24 protein-coding genes are annotated in these 19,378 nt (G+C 60.5%); 8 read left to right on the forward strand and 16 right to left on the reverse strand.

Annotated features, from left to right (window positions below; genetic code table 11):
- Window positions 1-66 precede the first annotated feature (66 nt).
- Genes ACKLNI_RS15680 through ACKLNI_RS15690 form a run of 3 tightly spaced genes read left to right on the forward strand, consistent with a single transcriptional unit; the run spans window position 67 to window position 1,945 of the window.
- Window positions 67-501, forward strand: coding sequence for a VOC family protein (locus tag ACKLNI_RS15680; RefSeq protein WP_413720023.1), 435 nt, complete (start codon window positions 67-69; stop codon window positions 499-501).
- Complete coding sequence (locus ACKLNI_RS15685; RefSeq protein WP_413720024.1) at window positions 498-1,181, forward strand: DUF1194 domain-containing protein; 684 nt, start codon at window positions 498-500, stop codon at window positions 1,179-1,181. The genes ACKLNI_RS15680 and ACKLNI_RS15685 overlap by 4 nt, the downstream gene beginning before the upstream one ends.
- The gene (locus ACKLNI_RS15690; protein ID WP_413720025.1) at window positions 1,178-1,945 is read left to right on the forward strand and encodes a DUF1194 domain-containing protein; all 768 of its coding nucleotides are present in this window, start codon (window positions 1,178-1,180) and stop codon (window positions 1,943-1,945) included. The genes ACKLNI_RS15685 and ACKLNI_RS15690 overlap by 4 nt, the downstream gene beginning before the upstream one ends.
- Here the strand turns inward: ACKLNI_RS15690 and ACKLNI_RS15695 are convergent.
- The 3 genes from ACKLNI_RS15695 to ACKLNI_RS15705 all read right to left on the reverse strand — a co-directional run bounded on the left by ACKLNI_RS15695 (window position 1,939) and on the right by ACKLNI_RS15705 (window position 3,197).
- Window positions 1,939-2,436 (reverse strand): MarR family winged helix-turn-helix transcriptional regulator, encoded by a 498-nt coding sequence (locus ACKLNI_RS15695; protein WP_413720026.1) that lies wholly within the window; start codon window positions 2,434-2,436, stop codon window positions 1,939-1,941. The genes ACKLNI_RS15690 and ACKLNI_RS15695 overlap by 7 nt on opposite strands.
- Window positions 2,437-2,523: 87 nt before the next feature.
- The gene (locus ACKLNI_RS15700) at window positions 2,524-2,793 is read right to left on the reverse strand and encodes an FAD assembly factor SdhE (RefSeq protein WP_413720027.1); all 270 of its coding nucleotides are present in this window, start codon (window positions 2,791-2,793) and stop codon (window positions 2,524-2,526) included.
- Entirely contained in the window at window positions 2,790-3,197 is a 408-nt protein-coding gene (locus ACKLNI_RS15705) for a helix-turn-helix domain-containing protein (RefSeq protein WP_413720028.1), read from the reverse strand. The genes ACKLNI_RS15700 and ACKLNI_RS15705 overlap by 4 nt, the downstream gene beginning before the upstream one ends.
- A 77-nt stretch (window positions 3,198-3,274) precedes the next feature.
- Here ACKLNI_RS15705 and ACKLNI_RS15710 point away from each other — a divergent pair, with 77 nt between their 5' ends.
- On the forward strand, window positions 3,275-4,477 hold the full coding sequence (locus tag ACKLNI_RS15710) for a pyridoxal phosphate-dependent aminotransferase (protein WP_413720029.1): 1,203 nt from the start codon (window positions 3,275-3,277) through the stop codon (window positions 4,475-4,477).
- Window positions 4,478-4,506: 29 nt separating this feature from the next.
- Window positions 4,507-4,914 (forward strand): hypothetical protein, encoded by a 408-nt coding sequence (locus ACKLNI_RS15715; RefSeq protein ID WP_413720030.1) that lies wholly within the window; start codon window positions 4,507-4,509, stop codon window positions 4,912-4,914.
- A gap of 286 nt (window positions 4,915-5,200) precedes the next feature.
- Here the strand turns inward: ACKLNI_RS15715 and ACKLNI_RS15720 are convergent, their stop codons facing one another.
- The gene (locus ACKLNI_RS15720) at window positions 5,201-5,704 is read right to left on the reverse strand and encodes a GNAT family N-acetyltransferase (protein ID WP_413720031.1); all 504 of its coding nucleotides are present in this window, start codon (window positions 5,702-5,704) and stop codon (window positions 5,201-5,203) included.
- A gap of 76 nt (window positions 5,705-5,780) precedes the next feature.
- Here ACKLNI_RS15720 and ACKLNI_RS15725 point away from each other — a divergent pair, with 76 nt between their 5' ends.
- Both ACKLNI_RS15725 and ACKLNI_RS15730 read left to right on the forward strand, forming a co-directional pair.
- Complete coding sequence (locus ACKLNI_RS15725) at window positions 5,781-6,386, forward strand: flavin reductase family protein (protein ID WP_413720032.1); 606 nt, start codon at window positions 5,781-5,783, stop codon at window positions 6,384-6,386.
- A gap of 129 nt (window positions 6,387-6,515) precedes the next feature.
- A complete protein-coding gene (locus ACKLNI_RS15730) occupies window positions 6,516-6,770 on the forward strand; it encodes a hypothetical protein (protein ID WP_413720033.1) in 255 nt (84 codons plus the stop codon).
- 16 nt (window positions 6,771-6,786) lie between these two features.
- On the opposite strand, the gene ACKLNI_RS15735 is transcribed toward ACKLNI_RS15730, so the two are convergent.
- The 8 genes from ACKLNI_RS15735 to ACKLNI_RS15770 form a co-directional block, all read right to left on the reverse strand.
- On the reverse strand, window positions 6,787-7,227 hold the full coding sequence (locus ACKLNI_RS15735; protein WP_413720034.1) for a DUF1178 family protein: 441 nt from the start codon (window positions 7,225-7,227) through the stop codon (window positions 6,787-6,789).
- Between the two features lie 77 nt (window positions 7,228-7,304).
- Window positions 7,305-7,775, reverse strand: a complete 471-nt coding sequence (locus tag ACKLNI_RS15740; protein ID WP_413720035.1) for an NUDIX hydrolase — start codon at window positions 7,773-7,775, stop codon at window positions 7,305-7,307.
- 131 nt (window positions 7,776-7,906) lie between these two features.
- Window positions 7,907-9,940, reverse strand: a complete 2,034-nt coding sequence (locus ACKLNI_RS15745) for a M3 family metallopeptidase (protein ID WP_413720036.1) — start codon at window positions 9,938-9,940, stop codon at window positions 7,907-7,909.
- A gap of 43 nt (window positions 9,941-9,983) precedes the next feature.
- A complete protein-coding gene (locus ACKLNI_RS15750) occupies window positions 9,984-11,018 on the reverse strand; it encodes a HesA/MoeB/ThiF family protein (RefSeq protein ID WP_413720037.1) in 1,035 nt (344 codons plus the stop codon).
- On the reverse strand, window positions 11,018-11,482 hold the full coding sequence (dut, locus tag ACKLNI_RS15755) for a dUTP diphosphatase (RefSeq protein WP_413720038.1): 465 nt from the start codon (window positions 11,480-11,482) through the stop codon (window positions 11,018-11,020). The genes ACKLNI_RS15750 and dut overlap by 1 nt, the downstream gene beginning before the upstream one ends.
- Window positions 11,479-12,672, reverse strand: coding sequence for a bifunctional phosphopantothenoylcysteine decarboxylase/phosphopantothenate--cysteine ligase CoaBC (gene coaBC / locus ACKLNI_RS15760; protein ID WP_413720039.1), 1,194 nt, complete (start codon window positions 12,670-12,672; stop codon window positions 11,479-11,481). The genes dut and coaBC overlap by 4 nt, the downstream gene beginning before the upstream one ends.
- A gap of 61 nt (window positions 12,673-12,733) precedes the next feature.
- Window positions 12,734-13,573, reverse strand: coding sequence for a ChaN family lipoprotein (locus ACKLNI_RS15765; protein ID WP_413720073.1), 840 nt, complete (start codon window positions 13,571-13,573; stop codon window positions 12,734-12,736).
- Window positions 13,543-14,421: an RNA polymerase factor sigma-32 gene (locus ACKLNI_RS15770; protein ID WP_413720040.1), complete on the reverse strand. Its 879-nt coding sequence runs from the start codon at window positions 14,419-14,421 to the stop codon at window positions 13,543-13,545. Before ACKLNI_RS15770 ends, ACKLNI_RS15765 begins: the two co-directional genes overlap by 31 nt.
- Window positions 14,422-14,636: 215 nt before the next feature.
- Between ACKLNI_RS15770 and ACKLNI_RS15775 the strand changes: the two genes are divergently transcribed.
- Window positions 14,637-16,148: a YifB family Mg chelatase-like AAA ATPase gene (locus tag ACKLNI_RS15775; protein WP_413720041.1), complete on the forward strand. Its 1,512-nt coding sequence runs from the start codon at window positions 14,637-14,639 to the stop codon at window positions 16,146-16,148.
- Here ACKLNI_RS15775 and ACKLNI_RS15780 read toward each other — a convergent pair.
- From ACKLNI_RS15780 to rsmI, 4 genes are all read right to left on the reverse strand, one after another.
- Window positions 16,123-17,034 carry an alpha/beta hydrolase fold domain-containing protein gene (locus tag ACKLNI_RS15780; protein WP_413720042.1) on the reverse strand — a complete coding sequence of 304 codons (912 nt, stop codon included), beginning with the start codon at window positions 17,032-17,034 and terminating at the stop codon, window positions 16,123-16,125. The genes ACKLNI_RS15775 and ACKLNI_RS15780 overlap by 26 nt on opposite strands.
- A complete protein-coding gene (gene gshB, locus ACKLNI_RS15785) occupies window positions 17,031-17,969 on the reverse strand; it encodes a glutathione synthase (protein ID WP_413720043.1) in 939 nt (312 codons plus the stop codon). Before gshB ends, ACKLNI_RS15780 begins: the two co-directional genes overlap by 4 nt.
- Window positions 17,970-18,053: 84 nt before the next feature.
- Window positions 18,054-18,440 (reverse strand): YraN family protein, encoded by a 387-nt coding sequence (locus ACKLNI_RS15790; RefSeq protein ID WP_413720044.1) that lies wholly within the window; start codon window positions 18,438-18,440, stop codon window positions 18,054-18,056.
- 53 nt (window positions 18,441-18,493) lie between these two features.
- Window positions 18,494-19,357: a 16S rRNA (cytidine(1402)-2'-O)-methyltransferase gene (gene rsmI, locus ACKLNI_RS15795; RefSeq protein WP_413720045.1), complete on the reverse strand. Its 864-nt coding sequence runs from the start codon at window positions 19,355-19,357 to the stop codon at window positions 18,494-18,496.
- Window positions 19,358-19,378: the final 21 nt, after the last annotated feature.

Here is a 19,378-nt window from a genome sequence, read left to right on the forward strand (position 1 = left end):
CACGCGCACTGGACATTTTCGTGCCGCTCTGCACTCTCTCGGGAAACCACAAAAAGGGAGAGACCGATGGGCATTGAATATCTGCACACCATGGTTCGCGTGAAAGACCTTGAGAAATCAAAGGCTTTTTACGAAATGCTTGGACTAATCGAGCGCCGGCGAAGCGAGAATGAAAAGGGACGATTCACGTTGGTGTTCATGTGCCCACCAGATCAGGCGGATGGCAAAGCTGATGTCGAACTGACCTACAACTGGGATGGCGATGACGGTCTGCCTTCCGACAGCCGGCACTTCGGGCATCTGGCATACCGCGTCGACAATATCTACGAACTGTGCCAGCAGCTGATGGACGCGGGCATCACGATTAACAGACCACCGCGCGATGGGCACATGGCGTTCGTGCGGTCGCCTGACAACGTCTCGGTGGAGTTGCTTCAGCGCGGCGAGGCCCTTCCACCGCAAGAACCTTGGGCCAGCATGGGCAACACCGGTCATTGGTGATCCGGGCAGCGACGCTGGCGCTTGTCCTGTCGGCAATCCTGCCCGGCCAGGCGCTGGCGTGCCGCATGGCGCTGCTTCTGGCGTTGGACGTATCCTCTTCAGTGGATGAAACTGAATACCTGCTGCAACGCAACGGCCTGGCCGCGGCGCTTCTGGCACCGGAGGTCGAGGCAGCTTTCATAAGCGGGTCGGCCCCTGTGGCAATTTCCGCCTTCGAGTGGAGCGGACGCTACAACCAGCAGACGATCCTTGACTGGCGGCTTATTCGATCCCCTTCGGACCTGCTTGCCGCCTCGGAGCGTATTGCCTCCACCCGACGCAGCGAAGACGAGTTCCCTACTGCTCTTGGTTATGCGCTGGGGCACGCGGCAAGCTTGTTCGACGAGGCGCCTTCCTGCGATCGGAGGACCATCGACGTAAGCGGTGACGGTGAAAACAACGACGGGTTCGCGCCCGGGCTGGCATATCGGCACTTCCCCTTGCAGAATGTAACGGTCAATGCGCTTGCCATAGGTGGGTCCGTGCAGCTTGAAGAGTTAATCGAGTACTTCCGACGCGAAGTCATCCGCGGCCCCGGCTCGTTCGTCGAGACTGCGTCGGATTATAACGACTTCGAAAACGCCATTCGAAGGAAACTCGAGCGCGAATTGTCGACCCGGGCTGTCGGAGCGCTCCGATGAAACGCTTTTGCCTTCTGCTTCTCCTGTGTCTGGTCCCGTTGCGGGGGGACGCAGCCTGCAGGCTGGCCTTGGCCATGGCCCTGGATGTCTCGGGGTCGGTGGATGCAGAGGAGTATCGCCTGCAGATGTCGGGGCTGGCTGCGGCACTCGGCGATCCGGATGTAGAAGCCGCCTTGTTTTCGATGCCGGAGGCCCTGGTCGCCCTATCGGTCTTTGAATGGTCTTCCGCGAGCTACCAGCGAATTATCCATGACTGGATTCTTGTCGAGGATCGCACGGTGCTGGGCGAAATCAGGGGGCGATTGGTGACTTGGGAGCGCGAGAAGGCGCCAGAAGCGACCGGTCTTGGAGCGGCGATGGAATTCGGAAAGGCGCTTCTGGACAGGGCACCGGCATGCTGGAACCAAACCCTCGACGTCTCCGGTGATGGCAAGAACAATGACTGGCCGGAACCCAGATACGTTCGGGCGCAAGGTACGCTTGCGGGTATCAGAATAAACGCGCTGGTGATTGCCGAGAGTCCCGGCAGCGAAGGACAACGGCCTCCGGTACTCGCATCAGACCTCGCGGATTATTTCCGCGCCAACGTCATCCAAGGCTCGGATGCCTTCGTGGAAACAGCGCTGGGATTTCAGGATTATGCGACAGCCATGCAGCGCAAATTGCTGCGTGAACTGAAAGCGCAGCCTGTTGGCGTGCTGCCGAGAAGGTTCGGCGAGCGCATCGTACCCGCCAGATTGAGCGAACCAGTTACGGGTCAGTAGATGTAGCGGATCTGGTCGCTCCAGAAGCGCTCGACCCTTTGAAGGGCCTTGTTCATGGTCAGGATGTTTTCAGCGCCGGCAAGCGGGTCGTTTTCCAGCCCCTGGGCGTGCCGTTCCAAGAGGTCGGAAACGATCTCGTGCACCTCTCGCCCTTTTGGGGTCAGCCGCACACGCACCGAGCGCCGGTCGATCTCGCACCGCTGATGGTGCATGAAACCGTTGTCGACCAGTTTCTTCAGATTGTAGGACACATTGGAGCCCTGATAGTAGCCACGGCTGCGAAGCTCGCCGGCCGTCACCTCGTTGTCGGCGATGTTGAACAGGAGCAATGCCTGGACGGCATTGATCTCCAGGAGACCGAGGCGTTCGAATTCATCCTTGATGACATCGAGAAGAAGACGGTGCAGCCGCTCAACCAGAGACAGGGTTTCCAGGTATTCCCTGATGAAGCCGTCCTTGGCGTCTTTCCCGATGGATTGATGGATACTCATGACTGCGACTCCCGCATTTTGAACTGCTCGCGGAAGGTGTTTCACCGAAATTTGCCAAGATACCGTTAAAAGTCTGAGTGTTATCCTTCAGGCCTTCCCGGGTTCCGAAACATGGCGGCTGCGGATCAGGTCGAGCATCCCTGCGTGCTCAACCGGAACGGGCGCCTGTTCGCTGAACCACTGGTACAGATCCTGATCGTTCTCGGCCAACAGCGCCTCGTATCGGTCCAGCGATCCGTCATCAAGATCGGCTCCGAACTGGTCGAAAAACGGACCAAGGATGAGGTCCATCTCCTTGGTACCTCTCCGCCACGAGCGGATTTTCAGACGCTTCAGCCGTGTGTCGCGGTCGGTCATTCGGCAGCCGCCCGCGCTTGCGAAAGAAGACCCTTCAGCCGCTTCTCGATCACGCCCAGGCGTTCGGACGACCGCTGCATGTCCGTACGCAGCATTCGCATTTCGGAGAGAAGCTCTGCGATATCCGGAATCGAGATGTCCTCGTGTTCGGGCTCCACGCCGGCCCCCTCGCCCGTCAGAAGCCATGGGATCGAGACATTCAGCACCCCGGATAGCGTCTGAAGCTTGTTGGCGCGCGGCTCCGAGACATCGTTTTCCCAGCCCTCGACGGTCTTCAGGGCCACACCGAGACGCTTGGCCAGCTGCTTCTGGCTCATCTGCCGGGCGTCGCGCGCCGCAGCCACACGATCACCGAACGTCGCGGCCTCATTCGAGTACCAGTTGATTTCATCATTATCAGACATCGGACACCCAATCGGCTTGCGGTTACATCGTTCGAAACCTATGACATTTCCATCATATCTCCACCGCCGGGACGACCATGCATCTCCTGTCTGCGACACTGGATCGCGTCAAACCCTCGCCAACCGTTGCCCTGACCGGCCTTGTCGCCGAATTGAAAGCGCAAGGCCGCGATATCATCGGCCTTGGGGCCGGCGAGCCTGATTTTCCGACACCCGAAAATATCCGTGAAGCGGGGAAACGGGCGATCGATGAAGGCAAGACACGCTATACGGCCGTCGACGGGATCCTGGAACTCAAGCAAGCGATTGCGTCGAAGTTCCTACGCGAGAACGGCTTGACATATACACCTCAGCAGATCTGCGTCTCGTCCGGTGGCAAGCAGGTCCTTTACAACGCCCTCATGGCTACCTTGAACCCTGGTGACGAGGTCATCATTCCGGCGCCCTATTGGGTCAGCTACCCGGACATGGTCAAGCTGGCCGGCGGGGATCCCGTGATTGTGAGGACGACGTTGGAGGACGGATTTCGCATGTCTCCGGAGGATCTGGAAGCTGCGATCACACCGCGGACCAAATGGCTGATCTTCAACTCGCCTTCGAACCCAACCGGAGCAGGCTATGCGCCCGATCAGCTGAAAGAGCTGACAGACGTGCTGGAGCGCCACCCGCATGTATGGATCATGTCAGACGACATGTATGAGCACATCGCATTTCCCGGTTTCGAGTTCCGAACGCCTGCCCAGATTGCGCCTGCGCTGTACGACAGAACACTGACTGTCAACGGAGTCTCCAAGGCCTACGCGATGACAGGCTGGAGGATCGGCTATGCGGGCGGACCGGAGAAGCTGATCGGCGCGATGCGCAAGATCCAATCTCAATCCACATCCAATCCCTGCACCATAAGTCAGTGGGCCGCAGTCGAGGCGCTGGAAGGCCCTCAGGACTATATCCCTGAAAGCGTCGCGGTCTTTCTGAGGCGGCGCGATTTGATCGTGGCCGGTCTGAACGCGGCCGAGGGAATCGAATGCCCCACACCCGACGGGGCGTTTTACGTCTATCCGTTTATTCGGGGTTGCATCGGCAAGGTGTCCCGAGGCGGAACGCTGATTGCCGACGATGAAGCGTTCTGCCGTGCGCTTCTGGAAGAAACCGGGGTGGCCGTCGTCTTTGGCGCGGCCTTCGGCCTTTCCCCCGCATTCCGCGTCAGCTACGCGGCCGCGGACGAAACGCTGCGCGAAGCCTGCGGCCGGATACAGGATTTTTGCGCCGGTCTGACCTGACATCTTCCGCCGGCGCTGGAGAGAACACCATGGAAAGCCATCGGCCCGGCTATTACTTTCGCACCCGTGAAAACGGCGCGATCGTCTTCAAGGTCGACACCGCCAACCGGCTGAGGCGCATGGACCTGATTCAGATTGCCGTCGTGAACCTGAATAACGGTGAAGTAAGGCCACATGGAGATCACGAGCTTTCTTCCGAGGATGATGCAACCATAAAATCATGGATGGCCGAGCGGCAGGAAGTGCTCAAGGTGCGTCAGCTGGACGATATTCAGAGAACGATCGAACATCTGAATCAAACTGCATCTTGGGCGCAGCAACGGGCCACCCCCGAAGAATTGAAGCGCGTCACCGACGCGCTTCTTATGGCCATGCACGACCTGCGGACGGTTCTGGTTCGAAAGACATCGGACCAGTGGCTGCCCGAGGAAGACTAGGCGTTCTTCCATTTTCTGAGAGCGACGCAGGCCGCCGCGCACCGTTATACCACCGAACAGCATGGGTGCCGACGGCAGCGGAACCTGAGCCAGACAGACGTTCAAACCACGCACGTGGCCCATGCCTTGTGCCGGAGCGCGCACGTTACACCTACTCTTCAGACCCAGGACTAGTCGAAAACTGCCCGGCTGTTACTGATCAGTGATCAAGTGACAGCCGGATTCTGCTGCCAGTCCAATAGCAGTTTATGGGAAACGCTCTCGTTGGTCAGGGACCTCGGACACTCTATGCGTCCTTGTCAATCGCCCGCTTGGAAGGCCAGGGACATACCGGCCCCGAAACTCCCTCCCATGCTCCCTCTTTCAGGGCACGTCCCAGGATACGATCCGGGTTTGTCGGGGGAGGCATATGGACGTCCCTGAGGAGATGAAAACCGAAACGCCCATAATAGGGCGCATCGCCGACAAGGAGCACGCGATCCCATCCAACCGCCCGCGCCAGTGAGCCTTCGATCAGTTGCGCACCAACACCCTCTCCCTGACGGGTCGGATGCACGGCAACCGGACCGAGCAGCAAAGTAGCGGCCTCGCCCACAAGTACCGGCCAGTAGCGTATGGCGCCGGCCACCAGTCCAAGATCGTCGCGCGCCACGAGACAAAGCTCGGCAACCGGATCGACACCGTCGCGCAGCCGGTAGGATGACAGCGCAGTCCGGCCGGGCGCGAAACAAAGGTCGTACAGACCCTCGACCTCCCACCAGTCTTCTGGACTCTCTTTATGAAGCTCCAACTTTCCCAAGCCTCGTTTCGACTGGAAACGCGCCTAACACGACGCTAGGTCTGGCACAAATCCGAAGGAGTAGATCATGTTCTATCGTCCCGAAGACGGGCACGGGCTGAAACATAACCCGTTCAACGCCGTCGTGACGCCACGACCCATCGGCTGGATCTCGACGCGCGACAGCGACGGGTCTGAGAACCTTGCGCCCTATTCGTTTTTCAATGCCGTCGCCTACGTGCCCCCGCAGGTCATGTTTGCCTCGACCAGCGCCAAGCCCGACCGAGACGGCACGAAAGACAGCGTCGCGAATATTCGCGAGACCGGTGTTTTTTGTGTAAATATCGTCGAATACGCGATGCGCGAAGCAATGAACCTGACGTCGGGACCGTGGCCGCGAGAAATTGACGAGTTCGAGAAAGCCGGGATCGAGCGAGTTCCCTGCGAGGAAATACCGTGTTCGAGGGTCGCCAGCGCACCCGCGTCGCTGGAGTGTCGCATGACAGAGATCGTTACCCTGCGAGGTGAGGCTAACTTCCTTGTTCTGGGCGAGGTCGTAGGCGTGCATCTTAGGGATGATTGCTTGGAGGACGGGATGTTCAACGTCTTGAAGTTTCAGCCTCTTACGCGGCTGGGTTACCGGGACTACAGTCGCATTACCGAAGTGTTCAGCCTGAAACGTCCCGGAGAGTAGTGCCTTTTTTGCCGCGCGCTCGACAGTTTGTCGAAACCCTGCTCTGGAACTGTCGCTTATCAGAGATAAGGTCAATTCCATCACAGACATGCTGAAGCACGAACTCTTCGATTTCAGAGGCTCTCTCGGATGAACCGTTTCCGGACCCGTTTTGCCGTTCTTGCGGCGATCTCGCCATTGATCCTCTCGGGCTGCATGACACCCGAGAGTTTCGAGACGGCACCCGTACAAGTCGCGACAGCGCAGGGCGTAGTGACCTGCCAGTTGTACAGACGAGACCGCGTGCTGTGGGACCGCGCAATCCACCGTCCTGAAACGATGTCGGTCAATACGGCTGACGAGATATGCAGGGCGGAAGGTCAGCGCCAGGTGGCAGGCGCGTGAAGCCGGGACGGCCGGGCTAGTTGGTCTTCTGCTTCGGAATGAAGGGAAGAGGAACGGCAGGAACGCCTTCTTCCGCCAGCTTCCGGGCATCTTCGGCCCGCACCTCGCCATAGATCGACCGCTGTGGCGTCTCGCCATTGTGCATCGCGCGCGCTTCCTTGGCGAACCGGTCGCCCACATAGTCGGAGTTTTTCTCAACATGTTCACGGATCGTGCGGATCGCCTCTGCGAGATCGGGATCGGCGGTATTTGTCATCGGACGCTTTTCAGAGATCTGTGCTCGTTCATTGCGCCGTGTTCGGACCTGGGGTGCCATCAGCGATTTCTCGACATGAGTGTCCTGGCAATCGGGGCAGACGACCAGTTCCGCCGCGCGAAGGCCTTCGTAGGCCTCGGCGGATTTGAACCAGCTCTCGAAGCTGTGGTCGTTCTGGCATTTCAGCGTGTAACGGATCATCTTGAGACACCTTCAGGACTCTACAGATAATCTTCCCCCAAAGGGCTTTCAATCGGTTGTTACGTTTGCGCTTTTCTTCAAAGTACCGTTGGATCGAAACCGGAAAGAATTGCTGTCAGTTCTTTCTCGTCGACGGCCTTGGCGGCTTCCTTCAGCGACATCCATTTACGGCGTCGCTCCGACTTTTCCGGCCAGTCGGCGTGTTGTTTCTTCACCTTGACCGGGAATACGGCAACGACGCAGGGCAACCGATCTTCGCTGTTGATGTCCTTGACATAACTATAGACACCGACACAAACCGGTTTCGCCTTACCAGTAACGCCGGCTTCTTCCCAAGCTTCGCGCTCGGCCGCCTCTACAGGTGTGGCACCGTCGACGGGCCAGCCCTTGGGCAAGATCCAGCGCTTGCGCTGTCTTGATGTCACGAGCAACACCTGAACCTTGTCGTTCTTCACACGCCAGCACAGCGCTCCGAATTGTGTTCGAACCGCTCTCTTGTCGCCATCCACAAGGCGGACGGGACGCTGTTTCATTCGCGCCAAGCTCATCGTTATGCCGTTGCTGCCTCGCAATTATAAGCTCTTGGAAGAACAGTTATCACAAGTGATTCGTAGAAAAAAGGCACCGATTCTAATGGGTTCGAAGATGTGGCCGAACGCAACAATGTCTTGCCGCATGTTCAAGCCATCAATCCCCGCCCTTTGAGCAAGGCTTCGGGTCCGGGCATGCGACCTCGGAACGCCGTATAGAGATCCGCGGCCTCGCGTACGCCTCCGACCGAAAGTATGTGCTCTTCCAGTCGACCCGCTGTGCCTTTGTCGAACGGATCGCCAGCCTCTTGGAAGGCCTCGAACGCGTCCGCGTCCATCACTTCGGACCACATGTAGCTGTAGTATCCGCTGGAGTATCCGTCGCCCGAGAAGACATGCGAGAAATGCGGCGCCGCGTGCCGCATTGTGATTGCGCGGGGCATTCCGATCCGGTCGAGTACTTCCGCCTGGCGCTGCATCGGGTCCGCAGGAGCCTCGCCCCGATGAAAATCCAGATCGACCAGGGCCGAGGCGACATACTCGACGGTCTGAAACCCCATGTCGTAGGTCGCCGCGGACAGCAAGCGTTCCAAAAGATCCGCTGGCATAGGCTTGCCCGTTTCGGCATGGGTCGCGAATTCGGACAGGACTTCCGGCACTTCCAGCCAATGTTCGTAAAGCTGGGATGGCAGTTCGACGAAATCGCGTGCGACCGATGTGCCCGACACGGATTCGTAAGTCACGTCCGACAGCATCTGATGCAATGCGTGGCCGAACTCGTGAAACAGAGTGCGCGCATCATCGTAGGAAAGAAGCGCTGGCTGTCCCGCCGGCGGTTTGGCGAAGTTGCAGACATTGATCACTATGGGCCGCACATCGCCACCCAGTTTCCGTTGGCTTCGGAGGGCGGAACACCATGCGCCCGAGCGCTTTGATCCGCGGGCGAAATAGTCGCCTATGAACAGCGCCACATGATCGCGGTTCCGGGTGATCTCCCAGGCACGGGAATCCGGATGGTTCAGCGGAACCTCGACCGGAGACGCCTTTATTCCGAATAGACGCTCTGCACAGGCGAAAGCGGCCTCGATCATCCGGTCCAGCTGCAGGTAGGGCTTCAGTTCGGTCTCGTTCAGGTCGTGCTCTTCCGCACGACGTTTTTCGGAATAATAGCGCCAGTCCCACGGCTCCAGCGGACCGCTTTCACGGTCCGCATGAAGCATGGCCTGAAGACGGGAGGCATCCGCCTCGGCAGTCGCGCGCGCCGGGGCCCATACCTGCATCAGCAGGGCTTCGACCGCATCCGGATTTCCGGCCATCTCGGTCTCAAGCTTGAAATGGGAGAAGTCCTTGTAACCCAGCAGATGAGCACGCTCCTCGCGCAGTCGCAGCGTTTCCGCGACAATGGCGCGGTTATCGGTCGACCCGCCGTTCTCGCCTCGTGCGGTCCATGCACGCCACGCGCGTTCACGAAGGTCGCGCCGGGGAGAGAATTGAAGAAACGGCACAATCAGCGAGCGTGAAAGAGTAATTACCGGACCGGTTGCGCCTTTTTCCTCACCCGCAGCGCGTGCCCCAGAGACGACGAAATCCGGCAACCCCTTCAGGCCGTCGGCATCCAGTTCCATGTACCAGCCTCGCTCGTCAGCAAGGAGGTTTTGCGTGAACTCGGTCCCGAGGATCGCCAGCCGTTCCTTGACCTGCGTGAGACGATTGCGTGCGGCGCCCTGCAGTTCCGCGCCAGACCGGACGAACCCGCGTCGGGTTAGCATCAGGACGCGCGCCTGCTCATCGCTCAGATCGAGCTGATCGCGCGACTGCCACAATGCATCGATCCGACCGAAGAGCGCCTCGTTCATGGTTATTTCGGAAGAGTAGGCCGAGAGCTTGGGCGAAAACGATCTCTGCAACGCCTCACGCTTCTCGTTCGAGTCGGTGCCCGCAAGGTTGTAGAACGCCGACAGAATTCGGCCCAGCGTCTCGTCGGCCAGTTCCAGCGCGTCGATCGTGTTCTCGAAAGTCGGCGGATCGGGATTGTCGGCGATCGCCGAAACAGCCTTGCGGGCCTCGGCAAGCGCCGCATCTACGGCAGGTTCGAAATCATCGTCGGAGATGCGATCGAACGGTGGCAATCCAAAGGGAGTATCCCACGGTGCGAGCAACGGGTTTTCAGGTTTTTCGGTCATGTTGTGCTACCTATGGGTGCGCTTCCCAAGTTTCCATAGTCGATCAGCGTGACCCGCAGATCGGGCAGGTCTTGCGCCGATTTACGCCGATCACTCTTACGTCGGCGTAAAGCGCGTCGTAGATCATCATCCGGCCCAGCAGCGGATCGCCGGCCCCGGCAAGGAGCTTGATTGCTTCCACAGCCATCATGGCGCCAAGCACCCCGGGCAATGGCCCCAGAACGCCACCTTCGGCGCAGGTCGGGGCCAGACCCGGCGCTGCGGGTTCGGGGAACACGCATTGGTAACAGGGAGCGTCTCGCGACGGGTCGAAGATGCTGATCTGGCCTTCCCACTGGCTAATCGCCGCGGACACCAGGGGAAGCCTGGCCGCCACTGCCGTTTCGTTGACCATATAGCGGGTCGCCTGATCGTCTGTTCCGTCGAGAATGAGGTCATAATCGGCGAATAGCTCTGCTGCGATATCCCCAGTCAGACGCCGGTGATAGGGGCGCACGTTGACGAACGGGTTCTGCGCCTTCATCGCGATTTCCGCGGAAAAGACCTTTGGCATGCCGATCCTGTCGTCGGTATGGATCACCTGCCGCTGCAGGTTGGAATTCTCGACCACGTCGTGATCGATCACGCCGATCGTCCCGACCCCGGCGGCCGCGAGGTATTGAAGCGCCGGCGCTCCCAGCCCGCCCGCCCCGATCACGAGGACGCGCGCATCCTTCAGGCGTTTCTGCCCGGGCCCGCCGATTTCGCGCAGAATGATGTGCCGCGCGTTACGCTCCAACTCGGTTCCGGCGGAGGACGGGGCATCCTTCGGAAGGTTCTCCGGCCTGACGCGCGACTTGAGTGACTTCAAACCTCGCGAGTACGCCCAGACGATAGCTGCGAGACCACCCAAAACCAGCCATTCACCCGCCGATCCTCCTGTCGTTTCGCGTAAAGCGTGCCCCACCGGCAGGGCGATCTGGACCATCAGGACGGCCACATAGAGCAGCCCGATCATCAAGAGCCGCCCAGAAACCGGAACACGCAACAGATGCCCCAGCCCCCAAAGACCCGCCGCCAGAACGAATACCATCGCCATCAGCCGCGCCCCGTCGAACCGAAACCGCCTGCCCCGCGCGCCGTATCGGACAGCACATCGGTCTCTTCAAATGTCACCTGCATAACCGGCGCGATCACGGCTTGCGCGATGCGGTCGCCATGCCCGATCGTCACCGGCGCGTCTCCGAGATTGATCAGAATGACACCCAAGGGACCTCGATAATCGCTGTCGATAGTGCCGGGGGTATTGGGCAGGCTAAGACCATGTTTCAGGGCAAGGCCCGAACGCGGTCGGATCTGCATTTCGTATCCCGGCGGGATCTCGACCGAGAGGCCTGTCGGCACGATACGCCGCGCGCCCGGCGCGAGCGAAATCCCGTCCCTCTCCGCTTCGGGGAAATTGGCGCGCAGGTCAGCCCCCGCCGCCCCCGTAGTTTCGTAGGACGGCAAGGGGACCGAGGGATCAGCTTCGGGCAGCCTCCGGATTCGAACGACCGGGGTCATGCAAGCGCGTCGGCGATACGTTGGGCCAGCCGCCGGGCCACCTGCTCCTTGGAGGCGCGCGGCCATTCCTCGGCCCCTTCTGCATCGATGACGGTTACGGCATTTTCGTGCCCGCCCATGATGCCGGTTTCGGGCGAAACGTCATTTGCGACGATCCAGTCACATCCCTTGCGTTTCCGCTTCGCCGTCGCGTTCGCAACAACGTCATCGGTTTCCGCCGCAAACCCCACGACAAGCTTTGGCCGGCCTTTCTTCATCTGCGACACGGTAGCGAGAATGTCGGGGTTCTCTGACAGCTTCAGCGTTGGTGGCTTGCCCGACCCATCCTTCTTGATCTTTCCCTTCGCCGCCTCGACGTGCCAGTCTGCGACGGCAGCCGCGAAAACAGCCGCATCCGCGGGCAATGCACTCCGGACTGCCGCCAGCATCTCGTTCGCCGTCTCAACTCGAACAACGGACACGCCCGGAGGTGGCGGAACCGAAGCCGGGCCCGTCACGAAGGTCACGCGTGCGCCAAGCCCTGACAGGGCAAGAGCCAGGGCCGTACCCTGCGCGCCCGAAGAGCGGTTGGCGATATAGCGCACGGGATCAATGGGTTCGTGGGTCGGCCCCGAAGTGACCACGACATGCTGACCGGTGAGCGGCCCGTCCGCGAGGCGTGCTTCGATTGCACCGAGAATGTCGGCAGGTTCGGACATCCGGCCGGGGCCGTATTCGCCGCATGCCATGTCACCTTCATCCGGTCCGATCCGATGCACACCGTCGGCTTCGAGCGTGGCAACGTTTCTCTGGTTTGCAGGGTTCAGCCACATGCGCACGTTCATCGCGGGCGCCACCAGAACAGGCGTGTCCGTTGCCAGAAGAAGCGTCGATGCCAGGTCGTCGGCATGGCCCCCTGCCATCTTTGCCATGAGATCGGCGGTTGCCGGCGCAACTACGACCAGATCGGCAGAGCGCGACAACTCGATGTGGCCCATCTCGGCCTCATCGGTCAGGTCGAACAGGCTGGTATAGACCTTCTCGGCGGCAAGCGCTGATGCGGACAGGGGTGTCACGAATTCCTGAGCGGCCCTGGTGAGAACGGGCGTCACGCTGCCGCCCGACTTGCGGATCAGCCGGATCAGTTCCAGCGATTTGAACGCGGCGATGCCGCCGCCGATAATCAGAAGAATGCGTTTGCCGTGAAGCATTTGGTCCCGCCTTTCCTGTCTGACAGTGTTACGGGGGCACAGGGCCGGGGGCAAGATGGCGCTACTTTCTCAACGCCGCGCAAGGATCGTCACGTTCCACGGCCTCGGTCAGAAGCCAATGATCGAATTCCGGCACATCGTCCGGGCCCAATTGCTCAAGCTGTCCGACCGATTGGACAGCTAGGTCCATACGCTGAATTCTCAGCATTGACGGAACGCCCCAATCGTTGCCCGCGTGGCCGTTTCCCGTGATCACCACGACCGGCGACCAGCCATCCGAGACGGCTTCGAAATGGGCCGCGATTGCCGAGCGTGCCAGATAGGCATCTCTGAACCGCTGAGCCTCGACCATGCCGGGCAGCATGTCTTCGGGAAGGGCGCCGCAATGCGCATCGCGCTGAATCGCTTCGAGAGTGGCCTGCACCTCGTCAGAGAACACCTGGTCGAGCGAAAACAACTCCGCTCCATCGCCAAAGACATCGGCAGCCCCTTCGGATATGGCCCGGCGCACGTCGGCGATCGGGGCGCCACCGCCGAAGTAGGCAGCGTCGGGCGCGGCGGCGAAAATAGGATAATACATGCCGAAATCCGGCCAGCCACGCTCCTCCCACTCAAGTACGGCCTCCAGCCGTTCAGGATCGGCGATCAGATCGGGCGTGATCTTCGCCGCCAGCTCAGGCGTGATCTGTTCGAAGACCAATGCACCGGGCCGCAGGGCCGCGACCGCTGCGGCTTGGTTCGCATGGTGATGAGGATTGTCGTGGACCTCGCCGAAAACGATGATGTCTGCAGCCCTGAGCGCGCTCCAGTCGTCTCCGAAAAGTTGGCCGGCAAAAGCCGGCCATGAAAGTACGAGGGAAAAGAAAAAGGTCAGGCGAAGAATTCGTGCACTTCCTTCGATTGTGCTTCGAGATTCTTGCGCATCTTCTGGAAGGCCGCCGCCTCGAGCTGGCGAACACGCTCTTTCGAAAGACCAAGCTCGATGCCAAGGCTTTCTAGCGTGCGGGGCTCGTCGCGCAGCTTGCGCTCGCGGACGATGAAGCGTTCGCGTTCGTTCAATGCGGAGAGAGCGGACAGAAGCCATTCGCGCAGAGTATCGATATCTTTCGCATGCTCAACAGAAGCCGACTGGCGGGCGTCCTCGTCTTCGAGGGTCTCGATCCATTCGCGGCCTTCGTCGTCTGTCGACTGGGTCGCATTCAGAGAGAAATCCGATCCGGCGAGACGGCCCTCCATCATCTCAACATCATGGAGAGGCACACCCACTTCCGTGGCGATCATCTCGCGCATGGTCTGGCGGTCCAGTGTTTCTCCACGACCCGCTGCTTCCCGCTCAAGGCGGGCCTGGACACGGCGCATGTTGAAGAAAAGAGATTTCTGTGAAGAGGTCGACCCTGTGCGAACCATCGACCAGTTCCGCATAACGTAGTCCTGGATCGACGCCTTGATCCACCAGACAGCGTAGGTAGAGAAACGCACGCCCCTGTCAGGATCGAACTTGTCGGCGGCCTTCATCAGGCCAAGGCCGGCTTCCTGAATCAGGTCGTTCATAGGTGCGCCGTAGCGCTTAAATTTCGCAGCCATCGAGATGGCAAGGCGCATGTAAGCGGTTATCAGTCGATGAAGAGCCTCTTCGTCACGATGATCTCGCCATGCGTAGGCCAGTTGGAGTTCAGTCTCGGCATCCAGCAATTCGGCCTGCATAGCGCGTCGCGAAAGCGACTGGTCGATATAGCCGTCAAGAGCCATCGTTTTTCTCTCCCGGTTTGAGCGACGAAATGAAAAATCTGTCGCTTGTTTATGACTATTACGAAGCCGCTCCGGTTTCGGATCAAAGATTTCGCAATCGGCTTCGGACCGGAGAAAAATCCGGGGGAAGGCACCCGCGAGCCTCTCCTACGGTCGGACGATTAACCGGGCGTTAAGCTTGGCTGGGCCAAAAGCAGAGAGTTTCCGGGGTCCCCATGGTCGCGCGCAGCTACACGGTCGCATTCGAAGGCATCGATGCACGCCTCATCGAGGTGCAATGCGCCCTGTCGCCCGGAGTGCCCAGCTTTTCCATCGTGGGGCTTGCGGACAAGGCTGTCAGCGAAGCGCGGGAACGGGTCCGCGCCGCACTAAACGCTCTGTCAATTGCCCTGCCCGCCCGACGGATCACCATCAACCTGTCACCAGCGGACATGCCGAAGGAAGGCTCGCATTTCGATCTGCCGATTGCCCTTTCGCTTCTGGCCGCGATCGAGATCCTTCCAAAGGATGCGGTCGAAGGGCTGGTCGCCCTTGGAGAGCTTTCCCTGGATGGAAACCTTGTTCCCGTGACCGGAGCGCTACCTGCAGCGCTGGCGGCCGCCGAAGCGGGTCGATCTCTGTTTTGTCCGGCGGCATCGGGCGCAGAGGCCGCATGGGTTGGACAGACGGCCGTTGTCGCCCCGGAGTCGCTGGGAGCGGCGATCCAACACATAACCGGAGCCAGGGTTCTGCCACTGAGCATGCCCGGCGAAGTCGCAGCCCCCGAGACCGGGCCTGACTTGCGGGAGGTCAAGGGACAGGAACGGGCAAAGCGGGCGTTGGAAATCGCCGCGGCCGGGAGGCATCACCTGCTGATGGTCGGTTCGCCAGGGTCGGGCAAGTCGATGCTGGCCGCGCGCCTTCCGGGAATCCTGCCGGATTTGTCGCCGGAGGAGGCACTGGAAACATCAATGATTCACTCGCGCGCCGGGTTGATTGATGCCGGCGGAATCTCGCGCCGTCGTCCGTTCCGCGCGCCCCATCACACGGCCTCGATGGCCGCGATCGTTGGCGGCGGGAAGGGCGCAAAGCCCGGCGAGATCAGCCTTGCGCATAACGGCGTTCTTTTCATGGATGAATTTCCGGAATACCCGCGCAGCGTTCTGGAAACGCTTCGACAGCCAATCGAGACCGGAGACGTGGTCGTTGCGCGTGCCAACGCCCATGTCAAATATCCCTGCCGGTTCCTGCTGATCGCCGCAGCCAACCCTTGCAAATGCGGTTATATGGCTGACGCGTCGCGGGCCTGCTCGCGCGCGACGGCCTGCGGCGAGGAGTACATGGGTCGGATTTCGGGGCCCTTGATGGACCGGTTTGACCTGCGTGTCGAAGTCCCCCCGGTCTCATTTCAGGACCTCGATTTGCCAGCCTCGGGAGACCTCTCCGCGCAAGTGGCGCAACGCGTGGCAACCGCTCGACGGATTCAGGCCGAGAGATACGCCGGTACCGGGAACACCCGCGTCAACGCGGACGCAAGCGGCATCCTTCTGGAAGAGGTGGCGACCCCCGATGGCGAAGGGCAGGCTCTGCTGAAACAGGCAGCCGAACGGATTGGACTTTCCGCCCGCGGATACCACAGGGTGCTGCGGGTAGCGCGAACCATCGCGGACCTTGCCGGCCGCGAGCAGGTCGGGCGCCGCGACATTGCAGAAGCCGTCAGTTTCAGGCTTGCGGGATCGAAACTTTAAGGCAGCGACGCACAAACTCCGCCGTGCGGTCCAGAGCCTCGTCGGCCTCGGGAATCCAACTGCGGAACAATTGCCAGACATGGGGCGCATCTGGCCAGAGATCGACCTGCGTATCGACACCTGCGTTTCTCAAACGCCGCTCGATCCTCAGGGTGTCATCCAACAGTATTTCTGTCCGACTGGCCTGGAGATATACCGGAGGCGCACCTTCGAAACCCGCAAACAGCGGCGAGAGGCGCGGGTCCGCGAGGTCTGCCTGCGGGGCCACCATCGTGCGAAGCTCTTCGATCCGCTCTACCGGAAGGATCAGGTCGCTCCTTGCGTTTGTCCTGAGCGTCTCGCCGCCAAGTGTCAGATCCGTCCATGGCGAGAACGCGAAAAGTCCGGCGGGCCGTTCTCCGGCAGCCAGAAGGTGGGCGAGAAGAGCAAGCGCCAGACCGCCTCCCGCACTGTCTCCGCCCAGTACGATCCGCCGGGCATCCGTTCCTTCGTTCCGGAGACCGTTCCATGTCGCGAGCGCGTCCTCGAATGCCGCGGGAAAGGGGCGTTCAGGCGCCAGGCCATAGTCTGGCAAGACCGCGCGCAGACCGGCCTTTCCGGCGATACTGCCGACCATCGGCAGATGCGACGCCGCATTGCCGGTGATGTATCCGCCACCATGGAAATAGAGAAGCACGGCATCCCCGCTTGCCGAGGGCGGCCGGACGTCCAGCACGGGAACCCCGGCAATCACGCGGCGCGAGGCATTCGTCCGGGGTCCAAGAAAAATCCATCGTGCCGCAAGATCGAAGTCGCGTCTTGCGCGTTCCGGTGTCTTGGTCCGCTTGAGAAGCGGTCGGCCGACGGTTCTCAGGAGGAGGTTCAGCGCCGTCAGCCGCGCACTCATAGTCCCTTGCGGGCTGCGATGGCGTCCCAGATGGCGCCCGCGGCATTGATGCCGTCGAACCTCTCCAGTTCCTGGATGCCGGTCGGAGAGGTAACATTGATCTCGGTGAGATAATTGCCGATGACGTCAATGCCGACAAAGACTTGGCCTTTCTCGCGCAGCAGCGGACCAATCGCATCGCAGATTTCCCTGTCGCGCGCTGTCAGGCCAATCTTCTGGGCGGTTCCGCCGATATGCAGGTTCGAGCGCGTTTCTCCGACTGGCGGCACCCGGTTGATGGCGCCGATCGGTTCTCCATCGACGAGGATGACCCGCTTGTCACCATTGGAGACGTCCGGCACGAATTTCTGCGCGATCAGCGGCTCGCGGTTCATGCCGGTAAAGAGTTCGTAGAGCGATACAAGGTTCCGGTCATCGGGCGTCAGCCGGAACACCCCTGCCCCGCCATTCCCGTAGAGTGGCTTCAGGATGATATCTCCGTGCCTTTCGCGGAATGCGCGCAGCGTGGCAAGATCGCGCGCGATCGTGGTCGGCGGCGTGAGATCGGGAAACTGGAGAACCAACAGCTTCTCGGGATAGTTCCGCACCCAGAACGGGTCGTTGACGACCAGCGTGCCCGGCCCGAGGCGCTCCAGAAGATGGGTCGTGGTGATATATCCCATATCGAAAGGCGGGTCCTGGCGCAGCCAGACGACATCGTAATCGCCGAGGTCCACTTCGGCCTCTGTGCCAAGTGTGAAATGGTTGCCCTTCTCACGGCGAACGGTCAGCGGCCAGCCGCGCGCCGTGACCCTGCCCTCCTGCCACGCCAACCGGTCAGGCGTGTAGTAGAACAGTTCATAGCCCCGCGCCTGCGCCTCTTCGGCAATACGAAACGTTGAATCGGCATTGATGTCGATTGGTCCGATCGGGTCCATCTGGATGGCCACTTTCACCTGCGGAACTCCCTTTCGCTGTCGCCGAGTCTGCCGTCAGTATGTGGCGCAACAGGATTGGCAGCGCAATGCGCCTTTCCGTGATCAGAAGAGCGAGACGTTCTCGATTATGTCCACTTCGCCGATTTCATTGACCAGCGCCGCGTCGATCCGCAATACGGGAGACGTTCCGGCATGCGATCCGGCGGCATATTCTTCGGCCGCCGACATGATACGAGACACCTGCGCGTGGGACAGTCGCTCTGCGGCTTTGGCGAACGTCCTGGACTTTTTGACTTCGACGAAGATCAGGAGGTCGCCCATCGTCAAGACAAGATCGATCTCTCCGGAACGCCCCCGCCAACGCCGGGCCACCGGCACCGCTCCCTTGGCGACATACTCGCGCACAACGCAGTCTTCCGCGGCAAGGCCCGAAAGGTAGTTCCTTGTTCCCCTGTGGGTGGCGGCCTTTGCAGCGCGTGCGGATTGCATGATCGTCCTTCCCGGTCTTTTGGCCGTTGTAGGGATGACCTTTGAAGCATCGATTAATCGCGCTTTTGTATTTCGAGTCCCAGCTGGTAAAGGTCCCGCTTCGGCACTCCAAAACGGGCAGCCACCGCATTGGCTGCATCTTTCAGCTTCATCGACTTCATCGCTTCGATCAGGGACTGTTCCAGAGTCGCCTCATCGACCTTGTTGCTGCCTTTGCCAATACAGATAGCGATCTCGCCTCGAACCTTGCGGTCCGAAAACGCTTCCACGAGGCTGTTCAGGGATCCGCGAGAGACCTCTTCGAATTTCTTGGTCAACTCCCTGCAAACGGCAGCGGACCGATCCCCGCCCAGCACTTTCGCGCAATCCGTCAATGTCTGGAGCAGACGATTGGGGCTTTCGTAAAGGACCAGCGTTGCCTCGATCGGGGCGAGTTCTTCGAGAAACCTGCGCCGCGCTCCGACGGCGTTCGGCGGGAAACCGGCAAAAAGAAATCGGTCGGTGGGTAGGCCCGACACCGTCAGCGCGGCTATGACCGCGGATGGGCCCGGTGCCGAGTAAACCGGATGCCCAGCCGCAATCGCGTCGCGCCCCAACGCATAGCCCGGATCAGCCACCAGCGGCGTACCGGCTTCCGAGGCATACGCCAGGGATTTTCCTTCGGCCAGAAAGCCAAGAAGTTTCGGGCGTTGAGCCGCCCCATTATGGTCGTGGTACGCGACGATCCGCCGACCCTTCAGCGGCACTCCGTGAATTTCCATCAAGTGCCGCAGGGAGCGCGTGTCTTCGGCAGCCAGAACATCCGCCGCGCCAAGAATATCAAGCGTGCGAAGCGTTATGTCCCGCGCGTTGCCCAGAGGCGTCGCCACGAAATATAGCCCGGGCGTCAGCGCATTCGGTTGTTCTGTCGCGCTCACTGCACCTCTCCTGATTTACTT

The organism is Silicimonas lutimaris (assembly GCF_047314965.1).
In the GTDB taxonomy this organism is placed as follows: domain Bacteria; phylum Pseudomonadota; class Alphaproteobacteria; order Rhodobacterales; family Rhodobacteraceae; genus JAVJUV01.

Bases quoted from the DNA above. Each gene is read 5' to 3' on its own strand.
- ACKLNI_RS15680 (WP_413720023.1), top strand. From the start codon at position 67: ATGGGCATTGAATATCTGCACACCATGGTTCGCGTGAAAGACCTTGAG.
- ACKLNI_RS15690 (WP_413720025.1), top strand. From the start codon at position 1,178: ATGAAACGCTTTTGCCTTCTGCTTCTCCTGTGTCTGGTCCCGTTGCGG.
- ACKLNI_RS15695 (WP_413720026.1), bottom strand. From the start codon at position 2,436: ATGAGTATCCATCAATCCATCGGGAAAGACGCCAAGGACGGCTTCATC.
- ACKLNI_RS15700 (WP_413720027.1), bottom strand. From the start codon at position 2,793: ATGACCGACCGCGACACACGGCTGAAGCGTCTGAAAATCCGCTCGTGG.
- ACKLNI_RS15705 (WP_413720028.1), bottom strand. From the start codon at position 3,197: ATGTCTGATAATGATGAAATCAACTGGTACTCGAATGAGGCCGCGACG.
- ACKLNI_RS15710 (WP_413720029.1), top strand. From the start codon at position 3,275: ATGCATCTCCTGTCTGCGACACTGGATCGCGTCAAACCCTCGCCAACC.
- ACKLNI_RS15715 (WP_413720030.1), top strand. From the start codon at position 4,507: ATGGAAAGCCATCGGCCCGGCTATTACTTTCGCACCCGTGAAAACGGC.
- ACKLNI_RS15725 (WP_413720032.1), top strand. From the start codon at position 5,781: ATGTTCTATCGTCCCGAAGACGGGCACGGGCTGAAACATAACCCGTTC.
- ACKLNI_RS15730 (WP_413720033.1), top strand. From the start codon at position 6,516: ATGAACCGTTTCCGGACCCGTTTTGCCGTTCTTGCGGCGATCTCGCCA.
- ACKLNI_RS15735 (WP_413720034.1), bottom strand. From the start codon at position 7,227: ATGATCCGTTACACGCTGAAATGCCAGAACGACCACAGCTTCGAGAGC.
- ACKLNI_RS15740 (WP_413720035.1), bottom strand. From the start codon at position 7,775: ATGAGCTTGGCGCGAATGAAACAGCGTCCCGTCCGCCTTGTGGATGGC.
- ACKLNI_RS15745 (WP_413720036.1), bottom strand. From the start codon at position 9,940: ATGACCGAAAAACCTGAAAACCCGTTGCTCGCACCGTGGGATACTCCC.
- ACKLNI_RS15750 (WP_413720037.1), bottom strand. From the start codon at position 11,018: ATGGCGATGGTATTCGTTCTGGCGGCGGGTCTTTGGGGGCTGGGGCAT.
- dut (WP_413720038.1), bottom strand. From the start codon at position 11,482: ATGACCCCGGTCGTTCGAATCCGGAGGCTGCCCGAAGCTGATCCCTCG.
- coaBC (WP_413720039.1), bottom strand. From the start codon at position 12,672: ATGCTTCACGGCAAACGCATTCTTCTGATTATCGGCGGCGGCATCGCC.
- ACKLNI_RS15770 (WP_413720040.1), bottom strand. From the start codon at position 14,421: ATGGCTCTTGACGGCTATATCGACCAGTCGCTTTCGCGACGCGCTATG.
- ACKLNI_RS15775 (WP_413720041.1), top strand. From the start codon at position 14,637: ATGGTCGCGCGCAGCTACACGGTCGCATTCGAAGGCATCGATGCACGC.
- ACKLNI_RS15780 (WP_413720042.1), bottom strand. From the start codon at position 17,034: ATGAGTGCGCGGCTGACGGCGCTGAACCTCCTCCTGAGAACCGTCGGC.
- ACKLNI_RS15790 (WP_413720044.1), bottom strand. From the start codon at position 18,440: ATGCAATCCGCACGCGCTGCAAAGGCCGCCACCCACAGGGGAACAAGG.